This is a genomic window from Dactylosporangium sucinum (genome assembly GCF_014647515.1).
GTDB classification, from domain to species: Bacteria; Actinomycetota; Actinomycetes; order Mycobacteriales; family Micromonosporaceae; genus Dactylosporangium; species Dactylosporangium sucinum.
Genome location: NZ_BMPI01000035.1, coordinates 1 through 16,019, shown reverse-complemented (window position 1 = coordinate 16,019; position 16,019 = coordinate 1). Strand labels below are relative to the sequence as shown.

General features: G+C 69.6%; 46 protein-coding genes. 25 read left to right on the top strand and 21 right to left on the bottom strand.

The window, feature by feature from the left end:
- Positions 1 to 3: 3 nt before the first annotated feature.
- Positions 4 to 225: a hypothetical protein gene (locus tag IEZ31_RS31075; RefSeq protein WP_190253585.1), complete on the bottom strand. Its 222-nt coding sequence runs from the start codon at positions 223 to 225 to the stop codon at positions 4 to 6.
- Positions 226 to 338: 113 nt separating this feature from the next.
- Here IEZ31_RS31075 and IEZ31_RS31070 point away from each other — a divergent pair, with 113 nt between their 5' ends.
- The 17 genes from IEZ31_RS31070 to IEZ31_RS30990 all read left to right on the top strand — a co-directional run bounded on the left by IEZ31_RS31070 (position 339) and on the right by IEZ31_RS30990 (position 4,979).
- Positions 339 to 572, top strand: a complete 234-nt coding sequence (locus tag IEZ31_RS31070; protein WP_190253584.1) for a hypothetical protein — start codon at positions 339 to 341, stop codon at positions 570 to 572.
- Positions 569 to 868 (top strand): hypothetical protein, encoded by a 300-nt coding sequence (locus tag IEZ31_RS31065; protein WP_190253583.1) that lies wholly within the window; start codon positions 569 to 571, stop codon positions 866 to 868. Before IEZ31_RS31070 ends, IEZ31_RS31065 begins: the two co-directional genes overlap by 4 nt.
- Positions 868 to 1,086 carry a hypothetical protein gene (locus IEZ31_RS31060; RefSeq protein WP_190253582.1) on the top strand — a complete coding sequence of 73 codons (219 nt, stop codon included), beginning with the start codon at positions 868 to 870 and terminating at the stop codon, positions 1,084 to 1,086. The genes IEZ31_RS31065 and IEZ31_RS31060 overlap by 1 nt, the downstream gene beginning before the upstream one ends.
- An 11-nt stretch (positions 1,087 to 1,097) precedes the next feature.
- The gene (locus tag IEZ31_RS31055; RefSeq protein WP_190253581.1) at positions 1,098 to 1,319 is read left to right on the top strand and encodes a hypothetical protein; all 222 of its coding nucleotides are present in this window, start codon (positions 1,098 to 1,100) and stop codon (positions 1,317 to 1,319) included.
- Positions 1,316 to 1,570: a hypothetical protein gene (locus tag IEZ31_RS31050; protein WP_190253580.1), complete on the top strand. Its 255-nt coding sequence runs from the start codon at positions 1,316 to 1,318 to the stop codon at positions 1,568 to 1,570. The genes IEZ31_RS31055 and IEZ31_RS31050 overlap by 4 nt, the downstream gene beginning before the upstream one ends.
- A complete protein-coding gene (locus IEZ31_RS31045) occupies positions 1,570 to 1,923 on the top strand; it encodes a hypothetical protein (RefSeq protein ID WP_190253579.1) in 354 nt (117 codons plus the stop codon). Before IEZ31_RS31050 ends, IEZ31_RS31045 begins: the two co-directional genes overlap by 1 nt.
- Complete coding sequence (locus IEZ31_RS31040) at positions 1,923 to 2,141, top strand: hypothetical protein (protein WP_190253578.1); 219 nt, start codon at positions 1,923 to 1,925, stop codon at positions 2,139 to 2,141. Before IEZ31_RS31045 ends, IEZ31_RS31040 begins: the two co-directional genes overlap by 1 nt.
- Positions 2,138 to 2,374, top strand: a complete 237-nt coding sequence (locus IEZ31_RS31035) for a hypothetical protein (protein ID WP_190253577.1) — start codon at positions 2,138 to 2,140, stop codon at positions 2,372 to 2,374. The genes IEZ31_RS31040 and IEZ31_RS31035 overlap by 4 nt, the downstream gene beginning before the upstream one ends.
- Positions 2,371 to 2,637, top strand: a complete 267-nt coding sequence (locus IEZ31_RS31030; protein WP_190253576.1) for a hypothetical protein — start codon at positions 2,371 to 2,373, stop codon at positions 2,635 to 2,637. The genes IEZ31_RS31035 and IEZ31_RS31030 overlap by 4 nt, the downstream gene beginning before the upstream one ends.
- The gene (locus tag IEZ31_RS31025) at positions 2,634 to 2,954 is read left to right on the top strand and encodes a hypothetical protein (RefSeq protein ID WP_190253575.1); all 321 of its coding nucleotides are present in this window, start codon (positions 2,634 to 2,636) and stop codon (positions 2,952 to 2,954) included. The genes IEZ31_RS31030 and IEZ31_RS31025 overlap by 4 nt, the downstream gene beginning before the upstream one ends.
- Positions 2,951 to 3,211: a hypothetical protein gene (locus tag IEZ31_RS31020; protein WP_190253574.1), complete on the top strand. Its 261-nt coding sequence runs from the start codon at positions 2,951 to 2,953 to the stop codon at positions 3,209 to 3,211. The genes IEZ31_RS31025 and IEZ31_RS31020 overlap by 4 nt, the downstream gene beginning before the upstream one ends.
- On the top strand, positions 3,208 to 3,516 hold the full coding sequence (locus IEZ31_RS31015) for a hypothetical protein (protein ID WP_190253573.1): 309 nt from the start codon (positions 3,208 to 3,210) through the stop codon (positions 3,514 to 3,516). The genes IEZ31_RS31020 and IEZ31_RS31015 overlap by 4 nt, the downstream gene beginning before the upstream one ends.
- The gene (locus tag IEZ31_RS31010) at positions 3,516 to 3,878 is read left to right on the top strand and encodes a hypothetical protein (RefSeq protein ID WP_190253572.1); all 363 of its coding nucleotides are present in this window, start codon (positions 3,516 to 3,518) and stop codon (positions 3,876 to 3,878) included. Before IEZ31_RS31015 ends, IEZ31_RS31010 begins: the two co-directional genes overlap by 1 nt.
- Positions 3,871 to 4,125: a hypothetical protein gene (locus IEZ31_RS31005; RefSeq protein ID WP_190253571.1), complete on the top strand. Its 255-nt coding sequence runs from the start codon at positions 3,871 to 3,873 to the stop codon at positions 4,123 to 4,125. Before IEZ31_RS31010 ends, IEZ31_RS31005 begins: the two co-directional genes overlap by 8 nt.
- Positions 4,122 to 4,322 (top strand): hypothetical protein, encoded by a 201-nt coding sequence (locus IEZ31_RS31000; protein ID WP_190253570.1) that lies wholly within the window; start codon positions 4,122 to 4,124, stop codon positions 4,320 to 4,322. Before IEZ31_RS31005 ends, IEZ31_RS31000 begins: the two co-directional genes overlap by 4 nt.
- Entirely contained in the window at positions 4,319 to 4,573 is a 255-nt protein-coding gene (locus tag IEZ31_RS30995) for a hypothetical protein (protein ID WP_190253569.1), read from the top strand. Before IEZ31_RS31000 ends, IEZ31_RS30995 begins: the two co-directional genes overlap by 4 nt.
- A 133-nt stretch (positions 4,574 to 4,706) precedes the next feature.
- Entirely contained in the window at positions 4,707 to 4,979 is a 273-nt protein-coding gene (locus tag IEZ31_RS30990; protein WP_190253568.1) for a hypothetical protein, read from the top strand.
- A gap of 198 nt (positions 4,980 to 5,177) precedes the next feature.
- Here IEZ31_RS30990 and IEZ31_RS30985 read toward each other — a convergent pair whose 3' ends face one another.
- Entirely contained in the window at positions 5,178 to 5,669 is a 492-nt protein-coding gene (locus tag IEZ31_RS30985) for a hypothetical protein (RefSeq protein ID WP_190253567.1), read from the bottom strand.
- Complete coding sequence (locus IEZ31_RS30980) at positions 5,666 to 5,890, bottom strand: hypothetical protein (RefSeq protein WP_190253566.1); 225 nt, start codon at positions 5,888 to 5,890, stop codon at positions 5,666 to 5,668. The genes IEZ31_RS30985 and IEZ31_RS30980 overlap by 4 nt, the downstream gene beginning before the upstream one ends.
- A 108-nt stretch (positions 5,891 to 5,998) precedes the next feature.
- Here IEZ31_RS30980 and IEZ31_RS30975 point away from each other — a divergent pair, with 108 nt between their 5' ends.
- A complete protein-coding gene (locus IEZ31_RS30975; protein ID WP_190253565.1) occupies positions 5,999 to 6,580 on the top strand; it encodes a hypothetical protein in 582 nt (193 codons plus the stop codon).
- Here the strand turns inward: IEZ31_RS30975 and IEZ31_RS30970 are convergent.
- On the bottom strand, positions 6,561 to 6,833 hold the full coding sequence (locus IEZ31_RS30970; RefSeq protein ID WP_190253564.1) for a hypothetical protein: 273 nt from the start codon (positions 6,831 to 6,833) through the stop codon (positions 6,561 to 6,563). The genes IEZ31_RS30975 and IEZ31_RS30970 overlap by 20 nt on opposite strands.
- A 40-nt stretch (positions 6,834 to 6,873) precedes the next feature.
- Here IEZ31_RS30970 and IEZ31_RS30965 point away from each other — a divergent pair, with 40 nt between their 5' ends.
- From IEZ31_RS30965 to IEZ31_RS30950, 4 genes are read left to right on the top strand one after another with little or no spacing between them, the layout of a single operon-like run.
- The gene (locus IEZ31_RS30965; protein WP_190253563.1) at positions 6,874 to 7,284 is read left to right on the top strand and encodes a hypothetical protein; all 411 of its coding nucleotides are present in this window, start codon (positions 6,874 to 6,876) and stop codon (positions 7,282 to 7,284) included.
- Between the two features lie 11 nt (positions 7,285 to 7,295).
- Entirely contained in the window at positions 7,296 to 7,481 is a 186-nt protein-coding gene (locus IEZ31_RS30960) for a hypothetical protein (protein ID WP_190253562.1), read from the top strand.
- Positions 7,478 to 7,651, top strand: a complete 174-nt coding sequence (locus IEZ31_RS30955; RefSeq protein WP_190253561.1) for a hypothetical protein — start codon at positions 7,478 to 7,480, stop codon at positions 7,649 to 7,651. The genes IEZ31_RS30960 and IEZ31_RS30955 overlap by 4 nt, the downstream gene beginning before the upstream one ends.
- A 25-nt stretch (positions 7,652 to 7,676) precedes the next feature.
- Positions 7,677 to 8,111 carry a hypothetical protein gene (locus IEZ31_RS30950; RefSeq protein WP_190253560.1) on the top strand — a complete coding sequence of 145 codons (435 nt, stop codon included), beginning with the start codon at positions 7,677 to 7,679 and terminating at the stop codon, positions 8,109 to 8,111.
- A gap of 211 nt (positions 8,112 to 8,322) precedes the next feature.
- Here the strand turns inward: IEZ31_RS30950 and IEZ31_RS30945 are convergent, their stop codons facing one another.
- A complete protein-coding gene (locus IEZ31_RS30945) occupies positions 8,323 to 9,462 on the bottom strand; it encodes a pentapeptide repeat-containing protein (protein ID WP_190253559.1) in 1,140 nt (379 codons plus the stop codon).
- Positions 9,463 to 9,689: 227 nt separating this feature from the next.
- Here IEZ31_RS30945 and IEZ31_RS30940 point away from each other — a divergent pair, with 227 nt between their 5' ends.
- Positions 9,690 to 10,223, top strand: coding sequence for a hypothetical protein (locus IEZ31_RS30940; RefSeq protein ID WP_190253558.1), 534 nt, complete (start codon positions 9,690 to 9,692; stop codon positions 10,221 to 10,223).
- A 4-nt stretch (positions 10,224 to 10,227) separates the two neighbouring features.
- Here the strand turns inward: IEZ31_RS30940 and IEZ31_RS30935 are convergent, their stop codons facing one another.
- The 14 genes from IEZ31_RS30935 to IEZ31_RS30870 are packed head-to-tail and all read right to left on the bottom strand — an operon-like array spanning position 10,228 to position 14,228.
- A complete protein-coding gene (locus IEZ31_RS30935; protein ID WP_190253557.1) occupies positions 10,228 to 10,773 on the bottom strand; it encodes a hypothetical protein in 546 nt (181 codons plus the stop codon).
- Positions 10,770 to 10,979 (bottom strand): hypothetical protein, encoded by a 210-nt coding sequence (locus IEZ31_RS30930; RefSeq protein WP_190253556.1) that lies wholly within the window; start codon positions 10,977 to 10,979, stop codon positions 10,770 to 10,772. Before IEZ31_RS30930 ends, IEZ31_RS30935 begins: the two co-directional genes overlap by 4 nt.
- Positions 10,976 to 11,269 carry a hypothetical protein gene (locus IEZ31_RS30925; RefSeq protein ID WP_190253555.1) on the bottom strand — a complete coding sequence of 98 codons (294 nt, stop codon included), beginning with the start codon at positions 11,267 to 11,269 and terminating at the stop codon, positions 10,976 to 10,978. The genes IEZ31_RS30930 and IEZ31_RS30925 overlap by 4 nt, the downstream gene beginning before the upstream one ends.
- Complete coding sequence (locus IEZ31_RS30920) at positions 11,266 to 11,466, bottom strand: hypothetical protein (protein WP_190253554.1); 201 nt, start codon at positions 11,464 to 11,466, stop codon at positions 11,266 to 11,268. The genes IEZ31_RS30925 and IEZ31_RS30920 overlap by 4 nt, the downstream gene beginning before the upstream one ends.
- On the bottom strand, positions 11,459 to 11,668 hold the full coding sequence (locus IEZ31_RS30915) for a hypothetical protein (protein WP_190253553.1): 210 nt from the start codon (positions 11,666 to 11,668) through the stop codon (positions 11,459 to 11,461). The genes IEZ31_RS30920 and IEZ31_RS30915 overlap by 8 nt, the downstream gene beginning before the upstream one ends.
- Positions 11,665 to 11,928: a hypothetical protein gene (locus IEZ31_RS30910; protein WP_190253552.1), complete on the bottom strand. Its 264-nt coding sequence runs from the start codon at positions 11,926 to 11,928 to the stop codon at positions 11,665 to 11,667. The genes IEZ31_RS30915 and IEZ31_RS30910 overlap by 4 nt, the downstream gene beginning before the upstream one ends.
- Before the next feature lie 47 nt (positions 11,929 to 11,975).
- Positions 11,976 to 12,596: a J domain-containing protein gene (locus IEZ31_RS30905; protein WP_190253551.1), complete on the bottom strand. Its 621-nt coding sequence runs from the start codon at positions 12,594 to 12,596 to the stop codon at positions 11,976 to 11,978.
- A gap of 9 nt (positions 12,597 to 12,605) precedes the next feature.
- Positions 12,606 to 12,809, bottom strand: a complete 204-nt coding sequence (locus tag IEZ31_RS30900) for a hypothetical protein (RefSeq protein ID WP_190253550.1) — start codon at positions 12,807 to 12,809, stop codon at positions 12,606 to 12,608.
- Positions 12,806 to 13,069 (bottom strand): hypothetical protein, encoded by a 264-nt coding sequence (locus IEZ31_RS30895; RefSeq protein WP_190253549.1) that lies wholly within the window; start codon positions 13,067 to 13,069, stop codon positions 12,806 to 12,808. The genes IEZ31_RS30900 and IEZ31_RS30895 overlap by 4 nt, the downstream gene beginning before the upstream one ends.
- Positions 13,066 to 13,251 (bottom strand): hypothetical protein, encoded by a 186-nt coding sequence (locus tag IEZ31_RS30890; protein ID WP_190253548.1) that lies wholly within the window; start codon positions 13,249 to 13,251, stop codon positions 13,066 to 13,068. Before IEZ31_RS30890 ends, IEZ31_RS30895 begins: the two co-directional genes overlap by 4 nt.
- Positions 13,248 to 13,484: a hypothetical protein gene (locus tag IEZ31_RS30885; protein WP_190253547.1), complete on the bottom strand. Its 237-nt coding sequence runs from the start codon at positions 13,482 to 13,484 to the stop codon at positions 13,248 to 13,250. Before IEZ31_RS30885 ends, IEZ31_RS30890 begins: the two co-directional genes overlap by 4 nt.
- Positions 13,481 to 13,708, bottom strand: coding sequence for a hypothetical protein (locus IEZ31_RS30880; protein WP_190253546.1), 228 nt, complete (start codon positions 13,706 to 13,708; stop codon positions 13,481 to 13,483). The genes IEZ31_RS30885 and IEZ31_RS30880 overlap by 4 nt, the downstream gene beginning before the upstream one ends.
- Entirely contained in the window at positions 13,705 to 13,929 is a 225-nt protein-coding gene (locus tag IEZ31_RS30875; protein ID WP_190253545.1) for a hypothetical protein, read from the bottom strand. Before IEZ31_RS30875 ends, IEZ31_RS30880 begins: the two co-directional genes overlap by 4 nt.
- Positions 13,926 to 14,228 carry a hypothetical protein gene (locus IEZ31_RS30870; protein ID WP_190253544.1) on the bottom strand — a complete coding sequence of 101 codons (303 nt, stop codon included), beginning with the start codon at positions 14,226 to 14,228 and terminating at the stop codon, positions 13,926 to 13,928. The genes IEZ31_RS30875 and IEZ31_RS30870 overlap by 4 nt, the downstream gene beginning before the upstream one ends.
- Before the next feature lie 87 nt (positions 14,229 to 14,315).
- Between IEZ31_RS30870 and IEZ31_RS30865 the strand changes: the two genes are divergently transcribed.
- Positions 14,316 to 14,576, top strand: a complete 261-nt coding sequence (locus IEZ31_RS30865) for a hypothetical protein (RefSeq protein WP_190253543.1) — start codon at positions 14,316 to 14,318, stop codon at positions 14,574 to 14,576.
- A 4-nt stretch (positions 14,577 to 14,580) separates the two neighbouring features.
- Here the strand turns inward: IEZ31_RS30865 and IEZ31_RS30860 are convergent, their stop codons facing one another.
- Together IEZ31_RS30860 and IEZ31_RS30855 are read right to left on the bottom strand one after the other, a co-directional pair.
- Positions 14,581 to 14,880: a hypothetical protein gene (locus IEZ31_RS30860; protein WP_190253542.1), complete on the bottom strand. Its 300-nt coding sequence runs from the start codon at positions 14,878 to 14,880 to the stop codon at positions 14,581 to 14,583.
- The gene (locus IEZ31_RS30855; RefSeq protein ID WP_190253541.1) at positions 14,877 to 15,146 is read right to left on the bottom strand and encodes a hypothetical protein; all 270 of its coding nucleotides are present in this window, start codon (positions 15,144 to 15,146) and stop codon (positions 14,877 to 14,879) included. The genes IEZ31_RS30860 and IEZ31_RS30855 overlap by 4 nt, the downstream gene beginning before the upstream one ends.
- Before the next feature lie 298 nt (positions 15,147 to 15,444).
- On the opposite strand from IEZ31_RS30855, the gene IEZ31_RS30850 reads away from it, so the two are divergent.
- Positions 15,445 to 15,696, top strand: a complete 252-nt coding sequence (locus tag IEZ31_RS30850) for a winged helix-turn-helix domain-containing protein (RefSeq protein WP_190253540.1) — start codon at positions 15,445 to 15,447, stop codon at positions 15,694 to 15,696.
- Positions 15,697 to 16,019 lie beyond the last annotated feature (323 nt).

Below are 16,019 nucleotides of genomic sequence, written 5' to 3'. Positions count from 1 at the left end.
CGTCTACTCGCTGGCCTTCTTCGACCCGAACCGGCGGTTGAGCGTTGCACGGGACTCCCCCGAGACGTCGCACAGTGTGGTGTCGGGGATGTTGAGCTGACGGCCTCGGGCGAGGTTGGTCCAGATGGCAGCCTCTGCCTCCTCGGCCACCTTGCGGAGCCGGGCAGCCTCAGCGAGGACCGCGCGCTCCTCGTCGGTCTTTGGCTCCCAGATCGGCCTGATCATGCGGGGCACGCTACCACTTGAGTGTCTCACTTGACACAACCTCCCCCCTCTCGGCATAGTCAACCAGTAAGTGCGTCAGATGAGACAATAACATCGGACCTTAGAGGAACGCGATGACCAACCTCGCCCGCCACCTGCTCAGCCACGACCCCCGACGGGGCGCCCTGCAATACCGCTTCCCCAACGGCCAGGAGGTGTCGGTCATCCCCGACCCAGCCGTGCCGCTCCGATGGGAGCTGCTCTCCGACAGCGGAACCGCCGAGTCGTCCCTCACGTCGGAGCAGGCGGAGGCCCGCCTCCGCGAGATCGCGGCGCGGCCGATGCCGGAGTGGGACGGCCGGTCGTGAGCACCCTCGCCGACATCCGCAAGGCCGCCGAATCCGAGGTTCACACGTGGCCGTCCGACTCGGCACCAGGCCACTTCGTCGCCTCGACGGTGATCGTCGGGCTGGTCACCGACTACCTGTGTGCGGGCGACGTGGACGACGCGGCGCCGATCGTAGGCCGTATCGAGTGGCAGCCGACCGCGTCGCTCAAGCCGCCGAGCGCCTACCGGGGCGCCGGGATCAAGGGCGGGCAGCCGCTGACCGCCCGGTGGGAGTACGCGACCGAGGCGTTCAAGGCGATGGTCGAGCCCGTCTGATGCGGGTCCACGTCATCCTGACCGGCGACGTCCGCGGCCACCGCGGCCTGATCGTCGAAGACGCCACCGCCGACGACGTCGCCAGCTGGCGCCGCACGGCCACCGAAACCCCTGATGCGACGCTCACGTTCGAGCGGGCCCGCATTCACCTCGGCCTCGCCACGTTCAGCCGCGGCTCATGCCGGGCCGGCGACATCGTTGACATCCGCCCCATCTGAAGGAGCATCACATGGACCCTCAAACGCTTGCCGCCATCGACCAGGAGGTCGCCAACCTCGACGAGAAGGTCGACTACATGATCGACGCGTTCCTGCGGAAGATGCCCGAGCGCGGCGAGATGCAGACCCTCGCCGACCTGTCCGTCACCGTCAACGCGTCGTTCGAGCCGGAGCTACGCGGGGAACTCCTCGCCGCCGCCGTCCGGCGCCTGCCCCTCGGGAGCACGCGGTGAACAACTTCGCCGGCTACCTGACCAACCACTGCGCTGCCGGCGCGACATCGCTGTGGTGGAACTACGCGTTCCCGAACGGCCGGGGCGTCAACGTGTGGCCGTCACACGTGACGGTGCACCCGTTCCGGTTCGACATGGAGCACGACAGCGACGACGGCGAGCTCGTCACGCTGGAGGGCCTGACCACGGAGCAGGTGGAGGCGAAACTCGCCGAGATCCAGGCCATGCCGCCCGTCGAGGTGCCGGTCTGATGCCGACCCGTGAAGAGGTTCTCGACATGGCCTGGCAGGGCACTTCTGTGGAGCGAATCGCCGACCTGATCACCGAGCGCGCCGCCACGGTCGACCTCACCGCCACAGGCACCGGGCACCGGCTGGCCCGCGACATTCTGCGTGCGTTCGCCGGCACCGATGACGAGCCGGGCCTGCTGGACCGCTACGAGGTGCAGGTCATCGACCTGAAGGGCCGGCCGGTCGCCGTCTGGTACTGCCCGCGCTGCCACCACGTCGGCCTGATCATGCGCGACCTTGACGGGGACCAGTCGGGGCTGACGCCGGGCGAGATCGTGCAGGCGATCCTCGGGCACGAGGGCGAGGCGCACTGATGGCGACGATCTCGACCGCGTCCGCCGTGTTCGTCGACGGCCCGTGCCCGTTCCTCACCTGCCTCGACACTGGCCCTCACGGGCACGACATCTGCCCCGACTGTGAGGCGGTCGGGTTCGGCAACGCGTTCTTCGGCACGTGCGTGCGGTCATGGAAGTGGATCAGCGACGAGCGCCGCGCCGAACTGCTCGGCGCGATCGAGGGGAACCAGCCGTGAACGAGGCGCTGATCCGGCGGGCGTCGCAGGTCGTCGACTTCCACGCGGCCCCGTTCGACGGCACCCTCACCGAGGCGCTCGACGTGATGGTCGAGTTCGTTGGCAGCGTCCAGCACGAGGGCGGTGACACCGCCCAGACGCGCCTGACCCGGATGCTGCGCGCCTGCGACCCGGACAAGGTCGCCGAGGTGTGCGCCAGTGCCCTGCTCCGCCTCGCGGCCGGTGCGGTGTGATCACGCCACTGGAGCCCACCCCGGAGCTCCTGGCTGCCGCCCGTCGGATCGCCGCGCGGGAGTGGAAGCTCGGCCCCGGCGACTCGTATGACGCCGGCGTCGACGCGCACCTGCTCCTGCTGTCCCTACACCGCCTCGCCTGCCTGCACTTCGCCACCCCCGAAGCCCTCCTCGCCGGCGGCAGCGACCGGTGGACGCTCACTACCAAGGGTCGCGAGTGGCTTGCCGAGCACGACCCCGAGACGAAGGAGACCACCGCATGATCACCGACGAGCAGCGGACCGCCGCCCTGACCGGCCCGTGGCAGGCGATCCTGTCCGACCACGGCGAGGTGCTCAACATCGCCGAGGTCCGCGAGTACGACGTGGAGTCGCTGTACGACATGCGCATCTCCATCGTCCGCGGTTCGGCCCTGCCGACCCAGGCACACCCCGACGACCCGCAGCAGATGCCCCCGTCGAGCGACGGCGGCGACATCGTCATCGAGTGGGAGTACTTCGAGGAGTACGACGAGATCGAGACCCGCTGGGTCCAGGCGGAGGCCATGGCCGCCGGCCTCAACGCGGCAGGTGCCCGATGATGTTCGGTATCGACGGACGCCCGCTGCTCAACGAGATCCAGCTCCAGCAGATCGCCGACATGACCAGCCCGGTCCGCTGCACCTGCGGCCGCATCTACGACCTCGGCAAGGTCACCGTGACCGCCCGGTACGCCGACTGCTCCATCTGGAAGGCGCCGTGCTGCGGCCGGCAGGCCGACGACCGCGGTGAGACCGGGTGGAAGACCACCCAGGACTACTACCGGCTCGACCGCAACGGGCGCGAGGTGCGGCGGTGACCGCCGACCAGGACCAGCAGATCGCCGACGCCCTCGTCTCCGCGGGGTTTGACCCGCCGCCGTACGTAGGCGAGGACTGGATCGACCGCGGCGTCACCTGGCTCCCCGACGGGCACCTGTCGATCGTGCGGATCACAGCCCTCGGCAACACTGTGTACGGCTGGCAGGCGCGGGTTGTGCGCCGCCACGTCGACGCCGACGGCAACCGTGTCGAGGACGGCAGCGGGACCGGTGTCGTCTCCGTCGACCATCTCTTCGGCCGTCGGGACCCCGAGATCTTCATCTACGAGCGGATGCCGCGCTGATGGCCTACGTCTTCATCAGACCCGCCTCAGACCGAGACGAGTACGTCATTTGGGACACCGAGTTCGAGCACTTCGCGGCATACGGCGATCGCGCCGAGATCGCCAAGGACATGGAGGCGATCCACCCCGTCGGCCCACCCGTCGAGCCCCGGCTGCGCCGCGCTGACAAGACAGGCTCCTCAGCGATGGGTGGGTGGCGGTTCGGACAGTGGCATCACGGCGCGCTCATCTACGAACAGCGCGGCTACCTGCCCCGTAGGCACCTCTATCGGGCGGCGGCGTTGCAAATCGAGGGTCGGCACGCCGAGGTGTGGGATCTGCTGGAACCGCTCGAAGATGGGATGGAGGTTCGGCGTGGCTGAGCAGGCAGAGCAGGAACGGGACGCGCTCGCGGCCGGCCTGCGGGCGCTCGCGTGGCTCAACGAGCACGCCGACCAGGTGCACATGGGCCTCGACGGCACGCCGCGCTGCCTGCCGTGCTCACGGTTCACGGCGGCGCTGCTGCGCGGCGACCGGGCCGAAGACGCCCGCGGCCTGCGCTGCCAGCCAGCCCAGGACGCACAGGAACAGACCGATGTTGCCTTCCGGATCGCGCGGGACCTGGCGTGAACGGGCAGCAGTTGTCGTGGACGGAGGCGACGGTCGCCGACGAGTTCGCCGGCGCCGTCGTGTCGCTGGCCAGCCTGTGCGAGCACCGCCCGGACCGGGCCGAACAGCTGCGGCTCGCCGCAGTCGGCAAGCTCGACGAGCAGGGGCGGGCGTTACTGGTGGCACTGACCGCGCAGATCACCGAGGAGGCGCTGTGAGTGACGATGTCTGGCTCATCGCCGCGGCGGTCCCGCCGATGGTGTTCGCGCTCGTCCTGGCGTTGCGGGCGGCGCCGCAGCACTGGTCATTGCGTGGCCCGCAGCGTCGCGCCCGCGACGCTCAGCAGCTGTTCCGGTGGGTGAACGCCGCCGGCCGGCACGTGAGCACCTTCCGGCGGCTGTTCGCCATCGGGCCGTTCACCGTGTACGTCGCCCGATACAAGCCGGGGCACGTGGACGACGGCGACTGACCGGCCGATCACCCCGCACCGATCAGCTTATGTAGCGACGCGACAACGAGCCGACCAGCTCATACGCCCGCCCCGACCGGCCCGGACGCCCGGCCGATACCGGCGCACGGCCCTACGGGAGCACCGTGGAGTGATGGACGATCACCACACCGTCAACGGTGACGCCGCCTACCTCGTGTCCGGCGTACTCCTCGACGACGAGCCTGTCGGTCCGCTGTACGCCACCGCCGCCGAAGCGCACCGCATCGCCCGGACCGCGATCGCCGGCGTCGGCGGCACCGTCCGTATCCTCCGTGACGGCCCGGCCGGCTGGATCGAGGTGGCCAGGTACACCGACACCGGCCAGTACGCGACCAGCCGCCGGTCGGGGCTCGCCGCCCGGGTCGTCGTCGCCGACGAGGACTAGCTGTGCGCCTGGCGCGAGATCAGGTGCGGGACGTGGGCGACGGTCAGCATGGCCAAGATCTGCATGGAGCCAGGTCCGGCACCTGCTCGTGATGCCGGACCCGGCCGCGCCGTTCGGAACGCGGATGATGATGTGCGAGATCGACTGAGCGCATATTGAAAGCCCCGTGCCACACCTCGCGGGCAGGACTTCCGCCGCTCAGGTGGCGGATCGACCAAGCTGCCGGTAGAGCGTCTTCCGCTCCACGCCCAGCTCTCTCGACAGGTAGAGGACGGGCACGCCGGCTTCACCGCACGCGATAAGTAGGCGTCGGTACTCGCCTCGGGCCGCCTCACGCTCGGCCCACGCCTGGCGAATTTTGACGAGCTTCGCCTCTTGTGCCGCATTTGGCCGGAAGCCCCGTCTCGGCTCGCCGTCCACGCCGGGCAGGAAGCGGGCGCAGCCGTTCTCGTCACCGGTCACGATGTTGTGCAGCGGCTTCTCGTCGCGGATCGCCCGCAGTTCGGCGGTTTCCGCCCCGTCCCGGTCGTCGAACCATGTGATCGCCGTCCGGGTGATGTCGATGTCACTGCCCCACGGCTTCCTTCGGTGACTGGCTATCCGCACTGCTGGGCCGTAGCCGATGCCGATGTAGAGCAGCCCGCCGTCGGATCGGAAGAGACGGTAGAGCGCAGTCCGGCGTCCGGTCATGGCCCGTCGCCTTGAGGGGCTGTTGGCCCGCTGGTCGGGTCGTACTTTGCAACCGTCACGCGGCTGAGTCCGGTGGCTGCGGCGATCCGCTCCTGGGTGACGCCGGCCTGCCGCGCAACGGGGATCTCTGCCTGGATCTCGGCGAGGTTCTCCTTGGTGTCGGCGAGCAGTTTGGCTCGTCGCCTGCCGAGTTTCGTGAGGCGGTTGATGTCGTACTCCATGCGGGCAGTATGCCACCGAACGGCGCACATGGCTATGCAAAGCACTTTACACGAACAGGTGACGCACTAGCCTTGTGATCATGCAAAGCACTATGCAAAGCTCTTTACATGACGAACACGACGACCGCCCCGCTCAGCATCCCCGCCGAGGGCCTCCGCCACGAGGCCGGCGACCTGGTCGCGACCGTCATCCCCACCCCCCAGGCCGGCTACCGCATCCAGGTCCGCGTCGGCGGCGACTTCAACGCCGACCTCTCCTCCGGCCACACCTTCGAGGTCCAGGCCCTCCGCGCGTGGGCCGCGCTCATCGCCCAGTTCCCCGCCGCCCCGGTCGACCCGGCCCCGGCCGCGTCCGCCGTCCGCCTCGGCCCGGCCGCGAAGGGCACCCAGACCAAGGTGTCCGACCCCGGCCACACCGCACTCGCCGTCGCCGAGCTCACCGGGTCCGTGGCCCGCGGCGGCCACGCCGGCCAGGCCTCCATCAAGGTCCTCACCGCCCTCGCGAAACGCGGATACCTCCAGCTGACCTACCAGGCCGGCCGCCGCGACGCCCGCAAGGTCGTCACCGGCGGCGTGCTCACGAACGCCGGCCGCATCCGCCTCGCCCAGCTCACCACCGACGAGCGCGAAGCCGCCGAGCACGCCGCCCGGCTCGCCACCGCCCTGTCCATCACGACCGCCGCCGCCTGAGGAGCCCGCCATGTGCAACGTCCACCTCGACACCACGCACCTCGAGCCAGGCCTGTACCCGACCGACCCGCAGGGGCACACGCTCGTCGTCGGCCAGACCACCAGCTGGGGCGACGTCAGGTCGTTCGCCGTCGCCAACCTGGGCGGTGTCATCACCGTCGCCGGCGTCGAAATCACGGACCCCGACATCCTCGACCGGCTCGCCGACCGGATCCGCGCCAACGCCGCCAGCCTGCGACACGAGCAGGCGCACCCGTACCGGCCCGGCGTCCCCGGACCCGCCGACTGCCCACGTGCGCCGGACGCCGGTGACCGGCGTCCAGCAGACCACTGCCCTGTGCGGCCACGACACCTGCGACCCCTACCGGCGGCGCAACAGCATCCTCGACGAGCCCGGCGACGTCGTCCTCTACAACGCCTGCGACGGTGTCCGGCACGTCTTCCGCGACGGCCACGACGACGGCCTGATCCTCGCCTCGACCGGCGACGGCTGGACGCTCACCCGCGAGCGGCACGTCGAGGTTGAGCCCGGCCGGTGGGCCATGGTCGCCGACCCGGAGCCGGTGTGCACCGGCCACCACGTTGGCCGCGGCCGCGACGAGTGGATCGCCGTCCACCACACCGGTCGGACCATCGTCCGCACCGACACCCTCTACGGCGCCATCGCCCGCGCCGCCCGCTTCTACCTGCACACCACCAGCTGAAGGAGCCCGCCGTGACCGACCTCGACGAGATGACCCCCGACGAGCGCGCCAAAGTGCTCGCCGCCATCGCAGCCCAGCAGCCCATCCGCATGATCCGCCCCGACGGCCGAACCGTCCCCGTCGGACCCGACCGCGTCGCCGAGCGCCTCGCCGCCGGCTACACCCTCACCCGCACCGACCCCAAGGAGACCCGATGACCAGCTCCGACATGCCGCAGCGCCTCCGCGACCTCCACGACCGCGCCGGGCACGGCGTCGTCGACTACAGCCTCATCCTCGACGCCGCCGACCACATCGAGCGCCTCGAACAGCAGGCCGTCGAAGCCGACGAGTGGATGCGCGAGAACCACCCCGAGTACTACCGCTGACCGCCGCCACCTGAAGGAGACCACCATGGCCACGTCCAGCATCCAGCCCGGCGCCGACCTGTACTACGCCGCCGGCCCCAGCTGGCGGGTCGTCCCGCCAACGAAGGCAACGGTCGTCGACGCCGGCCCGTACCGGATCGTCCGGCAGCGGCAGGGCGCGTTCTACCTCGCGTCCTGGCACCCGGACCCGGCCGGGAACGCGGTCCTCGTCGACCTCGACGAGCCGCGCGGTGTCCGCCGGACCGCGGTGCCGCGCCGGGACCTGCACGGGCCATGGCTGGCGACGCTCGCCAAGCTCGGCCGGACGGTCGCCGGCGTGAAGGCGCACCAGGCGCGCGTGGCCGAGCTCGCAGCCCGGCCCGGGCCGATCGCTGTCGACGACGTGCTGCGGCTCGCGGCGTGCGACGAGGGCGTCGACGACGGCATGTTCGGCGCCCTGGCCAACGCTGTCGACGACTGAGGTTCCAGCATCTTCCAGCCTTGTGGACAACGCCTGTGGATAACTACAGCCATGGGATTCGCCCGCCGACCTTCACCAGGCCAGGCGGGCGCTCTACGTTCAGGGCATGGTCTGGGCGGGCGCGATGGAGACGGCGGACGGGCGGTGGCGTGTGCTTGTCGGCGGCGTGGGGGCGGTGCGCTGGTACCGGCTCGAAGGCGACGGCGGTCAATCAATCCTGTGTTCTGACGATCGGAATTGAGGGCGTCGGGTCCGACACCTTTGCGAACACCGTACCCAGATCGGCCTTGCGAATTAGTTTCCACCCTTCCGGAAGCCCAACCTTTGCGCCAGCTCGCGGCTCGGCGACGCGGGACCCGTCAAACACCGGCGGAATCGAGAAACTGCTGCGTTCGAACCTAGGAAAGCTCTCAAACTCGCTTGCAGCGAACGTCGCCCTTGCAAGGAACTCGGCCGCCACGAACCTCGCCACACCCCGAAAGGAGGTGCTGCGGAACACTGTATCGCCGATAAATCTTGCGTTGGAGAAGTCCGCGGAGGACATGACACAATGAGACCCATCAAACTCAACCAGCACTGCGCCGGCGAGATTCACCGGGACGTTTGACCAGAACAGCGGATCCGGGGTTTGGTTGCCGTTGGGCTCTCGCCTGGTCGGACGCAGATGACGAGTCAGTATTGCCTGGGCGGTCGACCGTACCACCAATTCTTCTGTCTGCTTTGGCGCCAACGGCGCTAGCTCAGCCTCCAGATCATGAACTGGCCCGGCGCGAGAGTCTGAGAGAGGGAACGCTGGGTGAGGCATCCGAAGATACGCACAAACAATCTCGATAACCACCCGGCGATGGGGCGGATTGTCATGCGCTAGCCTTTCCAGTGCATATAGGCCGGCCAGCCGTACAGCAGCCTTGTCAGATCCGAGCTGGTCCGCCGCTTTGAGCTGGAGCTCGGTGATTCTACGCTCCGTTGCGTCCTTTTCAGTGTTTTGCGCGACGGCCGCCTGCAGTTCATGCGCCCGTTCGGCCCGAAGATGATTCCGCTCGTCGGCGTGCTCATTGGCATACTGCCGCCTCAGGGCAAGTCCGAGCGCATACACTGCACCGACCGCAGCCGCAATACCGAGGACGTTGCGAATGATGTCGACCCGTAGCTGAACTCTCTTCAGTGCGATGTCGGCCCGATCTGCCGCCGACACCGTGGGATCGACTGGCATGGCCGGTATCCGTGAGGACATGGCGATGTAGATCGTCGCCATGACGATCGCCGCGAGCCCGATCGAGACCAGGATGATGATCGTCCGCTTCTTCAGCGGGCGATACTCGGCACGTGGCGGCTCTTCTGGCTGCGACATCCGCCTATCTTCTCGGCGGCGAGCGGCAGCGCACTCCTCCGGTCCGACGGTCCCCGGTCGACTTCCGGCCGGTTCAGGCGATGATCGTCGGCTCAACGAGTTTCGCCGCGCACGAGCAGCCCGGCGCGTGGGCACGCAGCGCGGCCAGGCCGAACTGGATGACCAGCAGGAGCGACTATCCGATCGGCTGGGCGGAATCCGGCTCCGGACGTGGATAGCTTGTCCCGGTGACCGAGCAGCCGCCCCCGATGTACCTCAACGAGTTCGGGACCCCTGCCCCGAACCGAAACCGCCGCACCACGCTCATCGTGTCCGCCGGAGCCGTTGTCGCGCTGCTCCTCGTCGGCGGTGCCGTCGCCGTCGGACTGGCCCTCCGGGTCGACAACAAGCCGACCGGCCAGGCGGAGGCAGCAACCAGCTCAAGCCCGACACCCAGCGCGCAGTCCAGCCCGTCGCCGAGCCCGTCGCCGCTGCCAGGGGACGTCATCGCGCAGGAGACCTGCGTCGAGGTCAACGAGGCATACGCACGCGCCGACGATCTGTACCGGCCCGACGTGGTCAAGGCCCTCGGCGAGAAGGCGCGGAAGTCGAGTGTGCCCGAGGTCCAGGACTTCGGTACCCGGATGGCGACGAAGGCGGAGATCGCCGCGAAGAACAAGGGCAAGGACGCTGAGCTGAGCACGACACTGGAGATGAGCACTGTGGCAACCCAGTTCGCGACGTGGTGCCTCAAGAACGGCTACATCCGCCCCAAGAAGTAGCCGTTCAGAACCGCGTCAGCGCCCGCCGCGGCTCAATGCACGAGCAACCCGGCCCGTGCACCTGCAGCCGCTCGACCTCGAAGTGGATGGCCGGAAGACCGCGCCGGGCCGCCTTGAGCACCGTGTCGAACGTGCCGCCCTTCCGCACCCGCGGATCCCAGACGGCTACCAGGACGCCCGCCCGTTCCTCGGCGAAGTCGAGCAGCCCGTCGTTCCGTGCGAACAGCCATTTCACGTCGTAGGACGGCCCGTACACCGTCCGCGTCGCACACCGGGCCAGCAGCCTGCGGTAGGCGTCCTGGTCCGCGGTCGGCCACCGGTCCGGCTGCTCTGGGAACGGGATGTGGGCGTGGAGGGTCATGCCGGCGAACAGCGCCGACCAGCCGAACTCCTGATCGGCCTTGAGCGCCATCCCCGTCGCAGCGCCCGTCGTGCCGTGCTCGCCAGCGAGCTTCAGGTTGACCCGGTCGAGCTCCGGCCGCAGCCACGCCATCTGCCCGTCCGTCAGATCACGGTGGCCCGTCACGGCCACCCCGGGCCACGTCGTCATGCGTCAACCGTGAGCACTGGGTGATGGCCGACTGCCTCGTGGTCCCAGATCACCAGACGCTGGCCGGGCAGCAGGTGGGACACCATCCGGGCGGCGACCTCCTGCGGGCTGTCGGCGTCCTCGATGTCGGTCCACGGCGGGGTGAGAGGCTCGTGCTGGCCGGGGATGAGTCGGCTCGGCTCGAGCACCTCCCACGAGTACCTCATCGTTCCGATCCTTCCTCGGTGACGTTGCCGGGTCGATACCGCGCCACGTACAGCGTCCACGGTCCGAAGGCCACCAGGCGCCGGAACGTGGCGACGTGCCGACCGGCGGCGTTCACCCACCGAAGCATCTCGCGGGCGTCGCGGGCCCGGCGTTGCGGGCCGCGCACCGACCAGTGCACGGGCGAGGCCCGGACCAGCAGCCGGAAGGCGCCGAAGAGCACCGCGGTGACGGCGACCAGGGCGAGGAGCGCGGCGGGAATCGTGAGCAGGCCACGCACGTAGTCGCTCACGGCCAATACCCGCAAGCCTCGTTGAGCGCTTCCTTCGCCGCGGCGATGTGCTGCCGGGCGCGGGCGAGCGCCTCGGCGCGGTGACCGGTCGGATGGTCGCGGACATCACGAGGGTTGAAGCGCAGCCAGTCCTGGGCGTCGCCGAGCAGCGCATACGCCTGCGACCGGACCGTCTCGAACCGCGGCAGGTCAGACACCGGCCGCCACCTCCGTCTTGTGCTGCCGGTGCCAGGCCTTCCGGGCGGTTGCCGACGGCAACACCCAGGACAGGGCGCCGCACTCGCACTTTCCCCGACCAGGGCCGGAACGGACAATGCGGCCGGCGGACTCGATCAGGTGCCCGTCGTCGTCGTGGGCGGCACCCTCGTACCACAGGGCGTGGCCGGCGACGCGCGTCACGGTGTGTCCTGGATGAGCCGGTAGCCGGTCGACGTCGGCACGAACCGGGCCAGCGAAATCCGGGTCTGCTTTCCGCGGCGGTCGCTGCGCCGGTACCACGGGCTCTGCGCCGGATTGTCGATCAGTTCCTGCGTGGTGTCGCTGTTCGTCAGGATCGTGCACAGCGCCTTGTCGTCGTCGACCGCATCGACCCGCAGCGTCCGGCCTGCACAGCGCGGATCGTTGTCGGCCCAAACCTGGCCGGGTTTCACCGCGGTCACGGCATCTCCTCGGCCGTCACCGTTGCAGTCCTCGGCATGCACGTCTCCTAGATCGGGTCGTTGTTGAGCAGGTCACGGGCAGCGGTCACCCGCCGAAACATCTCCGCATCGCCACCCACATCTGGGTGCAGCGTGCGGATAGCGAGCTTGTAGGCAAGCGCCACACTCGCCCGATCGGCCAGCAACTGCTCGGCGGTGAACCGGCCGTTCGTCCCAGCGGCCAGCAGGCGCGCAGCCTCATTCGCAGACATGGCATCCGCCGGCCCGGCCGCGATCGCAGACCAGCCCCGATACTGCTCCCCCGACTTCGACACCCCATACCGGTCCACGGCACGCAGTGCCTCCAAGCCCAACGCGATCGCACGAACGTTCGACTGCCAGCCCGCGTACGCGTCCGTGGCATAGGTGAGCGGCCCGTGCCGGGAGTCGAACGACACACGCACACCGGGAAAGGCGACCTTCGCACCGGCCCGGAGCATCCCGTCGCGGCGCAGCCCGCCCTCGGCGACGTCGACCTGGACGACGACGAGCCGCGCGCCGAGGTGGTCCGTTTCGCGGCCGAGCAGGTCAAGCGTCGACGTCCAGGGCGCGGTGAAACGACTGGCCGGGCTGCGACTTGTGGTGACCGGCCCGATCCACGGGCCGAGCGGGCGGATCTCGTAGCGCATGGCGATTCCTCAGCCGGCGACGCGGCGGTAGTTGTGATGGTCCAGGACGGTGCAGCACGTCCCGTCGGTGCAGTGCGCGTGGCGCATCCCGTCGCCGACGGTCCGCCGGTAGCGGTCCATGCGGGCGATCGTGTGCTCCCCGGTCACTGCCAGAACGATCCGGTCACCCTCGTGGAGGTCGGCGCCGGCGACAGTCTCGAGGACGGCGGTCACGACGCACGCTCCGCGAGCAGTCCGGCCCGGTCCAGTTCGGCGGCGATCTGTTCTGCCGGAGCCCACGACATCGTCGCCTGCAAGGTGTTCGCGACCGCCTCACGCGGCGGCAACGTGATCCGGGGCGTCCCACCGGCAAGCAGGCCAGCGTCCGCGAGCTCCTCGGCGCGTCCGACCGCGCGCTCGTCGGCCCGGAAGGTGCCGTCGATGTGCGGGCGGATGATGGCCGCCGCGGCACGGACGGTCTCGTCGCGGGTCACAGCGACGCCACCTTCGGCGTGGCCACGCGGTGGCGACGGTCCTCGAACAACAACGGGTCGCACGTGATGACCGTGTAGTAGCCGTCCTCGGCCAGGTCATCGACGACGAGGTGCTCCCAGCGGCCGTCGACCCGGATGACCGCGGCGTTGCAGTAGACGCAGTCGGTCGATGACTTGATCACGACACTCCTCCAGGCAGGGCGTCGAGGTTCACCGTCTCGTAGCGCTGCCAGCCCCGGCCGTACCCCTCGTCGACCCACACGACGACCTGCTTGAAATCGCGCCGCAGCATCCCGGCGTGGAACTCGTCCGCCCGGGCCTGCACGTACCGGTAGGCCGCAGGCTTCGACGGGTGCGAGCGGCGCGGGTCGCCGGCGTAGGTCGTCGTCGACCACTTCTTGCGCGGCGCGGTCACGACGCCCCGCCGACCGAACCCAGGACCGCGGCCGCGATCGTCTGCAGCTGCGCCCCGGACAGGAACTCGCCCCACCCGTCCGCCAGCAGCTGGCCGACGGCGTGGTCGACGACCCGCTCGTCGGTCAGCGCGGCCGCGGCGACCTCGGCCAGGCGGCCGGCGCCGAGCGTGTGGCTGCCGTCGGCGGCCCGGACCGCGTTCGCAATCACGTCGATCGGGTTCAACGCGCCCCCTCCCAACGACCGACGTGGCCCTCGGGACGACGGCCGTGGAACACCCTCCGGACGATGGTCGAGGCGTCCACGATGGCCGGTTTCCCTGCGGGGGAGACGTCGTCGAGCGTGATCTCCGAACTGTCGATGCTCACCACGTAGCCCCAGTAGGTGCCGGTGCCGGGCGTGTAGACCTCGACGCGGTCGTCGACCCCGACGTCGACCGGGTTCATCGGCCCTCCCCCGGCCGGGCGGCCTGGTCGATGAGGTCCTGCAGCGGCGTGCCGTCGGTCGTCTTGAAGACGGTGACGTCGATGAGGCGCTCGTCGGGGTGGGCGGGCGAGGTGACCGACACGAACCGGCGGCCGCGGACCTGGGTGACGGTGCACGGGTCGCCGTCGAGGCCGGTGATCGTGGTGCCGGGCGCGACGGCGCGCTCGGCGGCGGTCGCGTACGCCTCGCCGTAGAGCGCTGTGTCGATGTCGATCTCGCGGCGGATGTCGTCGGCGTTCATCAGGTACGGAGGGATCATCAACACTCCTTCGTTACGCTCATCAGTTACGAAACACGCTAGCGAACACCGTTGAGCAACGCAACAGTGTTCCGTTACTGTGTTCCGGTGACAGACGCCGACAACGCGCGCCAAAACCTCACCGCGGCCAAAACCAACTACCGCCGCACCGAGGACGCGCACACCAAGGCGCGCAACGAGCTCCAAGAAGCCGTCGTCGCGGCGCTGCGCGCCGGCGTCGGCCCATCCGAGGCAGCGCGACTCAGCGGCTTCACCGACGCGTACGTCCGGAAGCTCGCCCGCGCAGCCGGCCTGCCGCCATTGCGGGAATCCCGCGGCGGAGCAGCACCACGACGCCCGAAGGCGTGACCGTCTAGACCACCGGCGCCGACTCGTCCAGCAGCCGCTTCGCCGCCACCATCTGCCCGGCCACCAACTCCGCCTCCCGCGGCGACCACTCCCGGTGCAGCCACGACCCCGCGCCGATCGTCACCCGCCCCGACGCGTACTCCCGCAACACCACCGACGCCACCCGCTTGCCGTCGTCGCCAACCACGACGAACTCCCGCTGGTGTGCGCCACCCACCCCGAGCGTCTCCAGCGAGCACTTGTCGACCTCACACCACGACGGATGCTCCAGTTCGGCCCGCCCCCGCGGCCGCGGCGCCGTCACCGACCCACCCCCGCCCGACCCAACAGGTCCGCGATCGCCGCCGGCAGGCCCTCCGCCTCCAGCAGCGGCAGCACCACCGACCGGCCCGACCTGACCACCTCCACCGACGGTGCCCCGGCGGCCGGGCCCTGCACCAGGTACGCCTCCGTCAACCCAGACGCCTCCGGCACCGACCGGTGCGCGGCGAGCGTGTGCCCGTTGACCGGGGGCACCGCAGCCGTGCAGCGGCGCGGCGAACACCACGCGGGATGCGGCTCATCGGACACGGCACCTCCCAAGAGAGGGGTGCGGCGGTCGCCCGGAAGCTGGGCCTGGTGGAGGTTCAAGGCGACCGCCACATCGGGAGGTCGACGCGGCGACTATCCGAGCAAGGAAGCTGCCGCGCCGACCCTGGGCTCCTCCCCCGGCTGCCAAGCTGAAGGCGACGCCCAGCAGCCAACATAGCCGCCTAAGCCGCCTAACGAAAGAACTCTCGCCACTCCGGCGCCTTAGCCGCCTCATTGTTGAGTTGCGCGTGCGGAAGTGATCAGATGGACGGGCTGCCAAGCTGAAGGACCCATAGCCATGCCCGCCGACAACAACGGCGACGACCGCCCCGAATGGGAGCGGGTCGCCGCCGGACTTCGTGCACGTATCAAGGCCGGTCAACCCGGCGATCGCCTGCCGTCCATCGCCGAACTCGGCGCCGAGTACGGTGTCGGGGCGACCACGGTCAAGATGGCGATCTCGCACCTGCGCGCTACGGGCGAAGTCCGCACCCGCCGCGGCATGGGCACCTTCATTCCCAGTGGGCCGGCAGACGCCGCCGGCGACTAACCCGGAACGGCTCAGCCATCCGGCTGACAGCCATCGGGCTATATGTTCAGCGCAAACACCCGAAGGTCACGTATCGGGGGCGACGGGCCGAGCATCACCAGTGCACAATCAGGGACGACTATCCGAGCGCCAGGCTCGGGCCCTCCCCCTGGTTGGGTCTGAGGGATGCCCCGTCGCTGTCCTCCCGGTTGGCCCCGGTGCGGTACGCGGCGGGGCTTTCCTGTGCCGCTCATCGGCCGGTTCACGGCTGTGGCGAGTTCGTCCAAAAGCGCTGGCGGCAACAGGGTGTGCAATTCCCATACGGCCGACACCTACCCATCCAG

Excerpts from the sequence above, each read along its gene's own strand:
- IEZ31_RS30870 (WP_190253544.1), bottom strand. The coding sequence starts at position 14,228 with ATGATCCCTCCGTACCTGATGAACGCCGACGACATCCGCCGCGAGATC.
- IEZ31_RS31070 (WP_190253584.1), top strand. The coding sequence starts at position 339 with ATGACCAACCTCGCCCGCCACCTGCTCAGCCACGACCCCCGACGGGGC.
- IEZ31_RS30875 (WP_190253545.1), bottom strand. The coding sequence starts at position 13,929 with ATGAACCCGGTCGACGTCGGGGTCGACGACCGCGTCGAGGTCTACACG.
- IEZ31_RS30850 (WP_190253540.1), top strand. The coding sequence starts at position 15,445 with ATGCCCGCCGACAACAACGGCGACGACCGCCCCGAATGGGAGCGGGTC.
- IEZ31_RS31045 (WP_190253579.1), top strand. The coding sequence starts at position 1,570 with ATGCCGACCCGTGAAGAGGTTCTCGACATGGCCTGGCAGGGCACTTCT.
- IEZ31_RS30985 (WP_190253567.1), bottom strand. The coding sequence starts at position 5,669 with ATGACCGGACGCCGGACTGCGCTCTACCGTCTCTTCCGATCCGACGGC.
- IEZ31_RS31075 (WP_190253585.1), bottom strand. The coding sequence starts at position 225 with ATGATCAGGCCGATCTGGGAGCCAAAGACCGACGAGGAGCGCGCGGTC.
- IEZ31_RS31020 (WP_190253574.1), top strand. The coding sequence starts at position 2,951 with ATGATGTTCGGTATCGACGGACGCCCGCTGCTCAACGAGATCCAGCTC.
- IEZ31_RS31040 (WP_190253578.1), top strand. The coding sequence starts at position 1,923 with ATGGCGACGATCTCGACCGCGTCCGCCGTGTTCGTCGACGGCCCGTGC.
- IEZ31_RS30990 (WP_190253568.1), top strand. The coding sequence starts at position 4,707 with ATGGACGATCACCACACCGTCAACGGTGACGCCGCCTACCTCGTGTCC.
- IEZ31_RS30945 (WP_190253559.1), bottom strand. The coding sequence starts at position 9,462 with ATGTCGCAGCCAGAAGAGCCGCCACGTGCCGAGTATCGCCCGCTGAAG.
- IEZ31_RS30905 (WP_190253551.1), bottom strand. The coding sequence starts at position 12,596 with ATGCGCTACGAGATCCGCCCGCTCGGCCCGTGGATCGGGCCGGTCACC.
- IEZ31_RS30980 (WP_190253566.1), bottom strand. The coding sequence starts at position 5,890 with ATGGAGTACGACATCAACCGCCTCACGAAACTCGGCAGGCGACGAGCC.
- IEZ31_RS30955 (WP_190253561.1), top strand. The coding sequence starts at position 7,478 with ATGACCAGCTCCGACATGCCGCAGCGCCTCCGCGACCTCCACGACCGC.
- IEZ31_RS30930 (WP_190253556.1), bottom strand. The coding sequence starts at position 10,979 with ATGAGGTACTCGTGGGAGGTGCTCGAGCCGAGCCGACTCATCCCCGGC.
- IEZ31_RS30975 (WP_190253565.1), top strand. The coding sequence starts at position 5,999 with ATGACGAACACGACGACCGCCCCGCTCAGCATCCCCGCCGAGGGCCTC.
- IEZ31_RS31055 (WP_190253581.1), top strand. The coding sequence starts at position 1,098 with ATGGACCCTCAAACGCTTGCCGCCATCGACCAGGAGGTCGCCAACCTC.
- IEZ31_RS31010 (WP_190253572.1), top strand. The coding sequence starts at position 3,516 with ATGGCCTACGTCTTCATCAGACCCGCCTCAGACCGAGACGAGTACGTC.
- IEZ31_RS30950 (WP_190253560.1), top strand. The coding sequence starts at position 7,677 with ATGGCCACGTCCAGCATCCAGCCCGGCGCCGACCTGTACTACGCCGCC.
- IEZ31_RS30935 (WP_190253557.1), bottom strand. The coding sequence starts at position 10,773 with ATGACGACGTGGCCCGGGGTGGCCGTGACGGGCCACCGTGATCTGACG.
- IEZ31_RS31060 (WP_190253582.1), top strand. The coding sequence starts at position 868 with ATGCGGGTCCACGTCATCCTGACCGGCGACGTCCGCGGCCACCGCGGC.
- IEZ31_RS31025 (WP_190253575.1), top strand. The coding sequence starts at position 2,634 with ATGATCACCGACGAGCAGCGGACCGCCGCCCTGACCGGCCCGTGGCAG.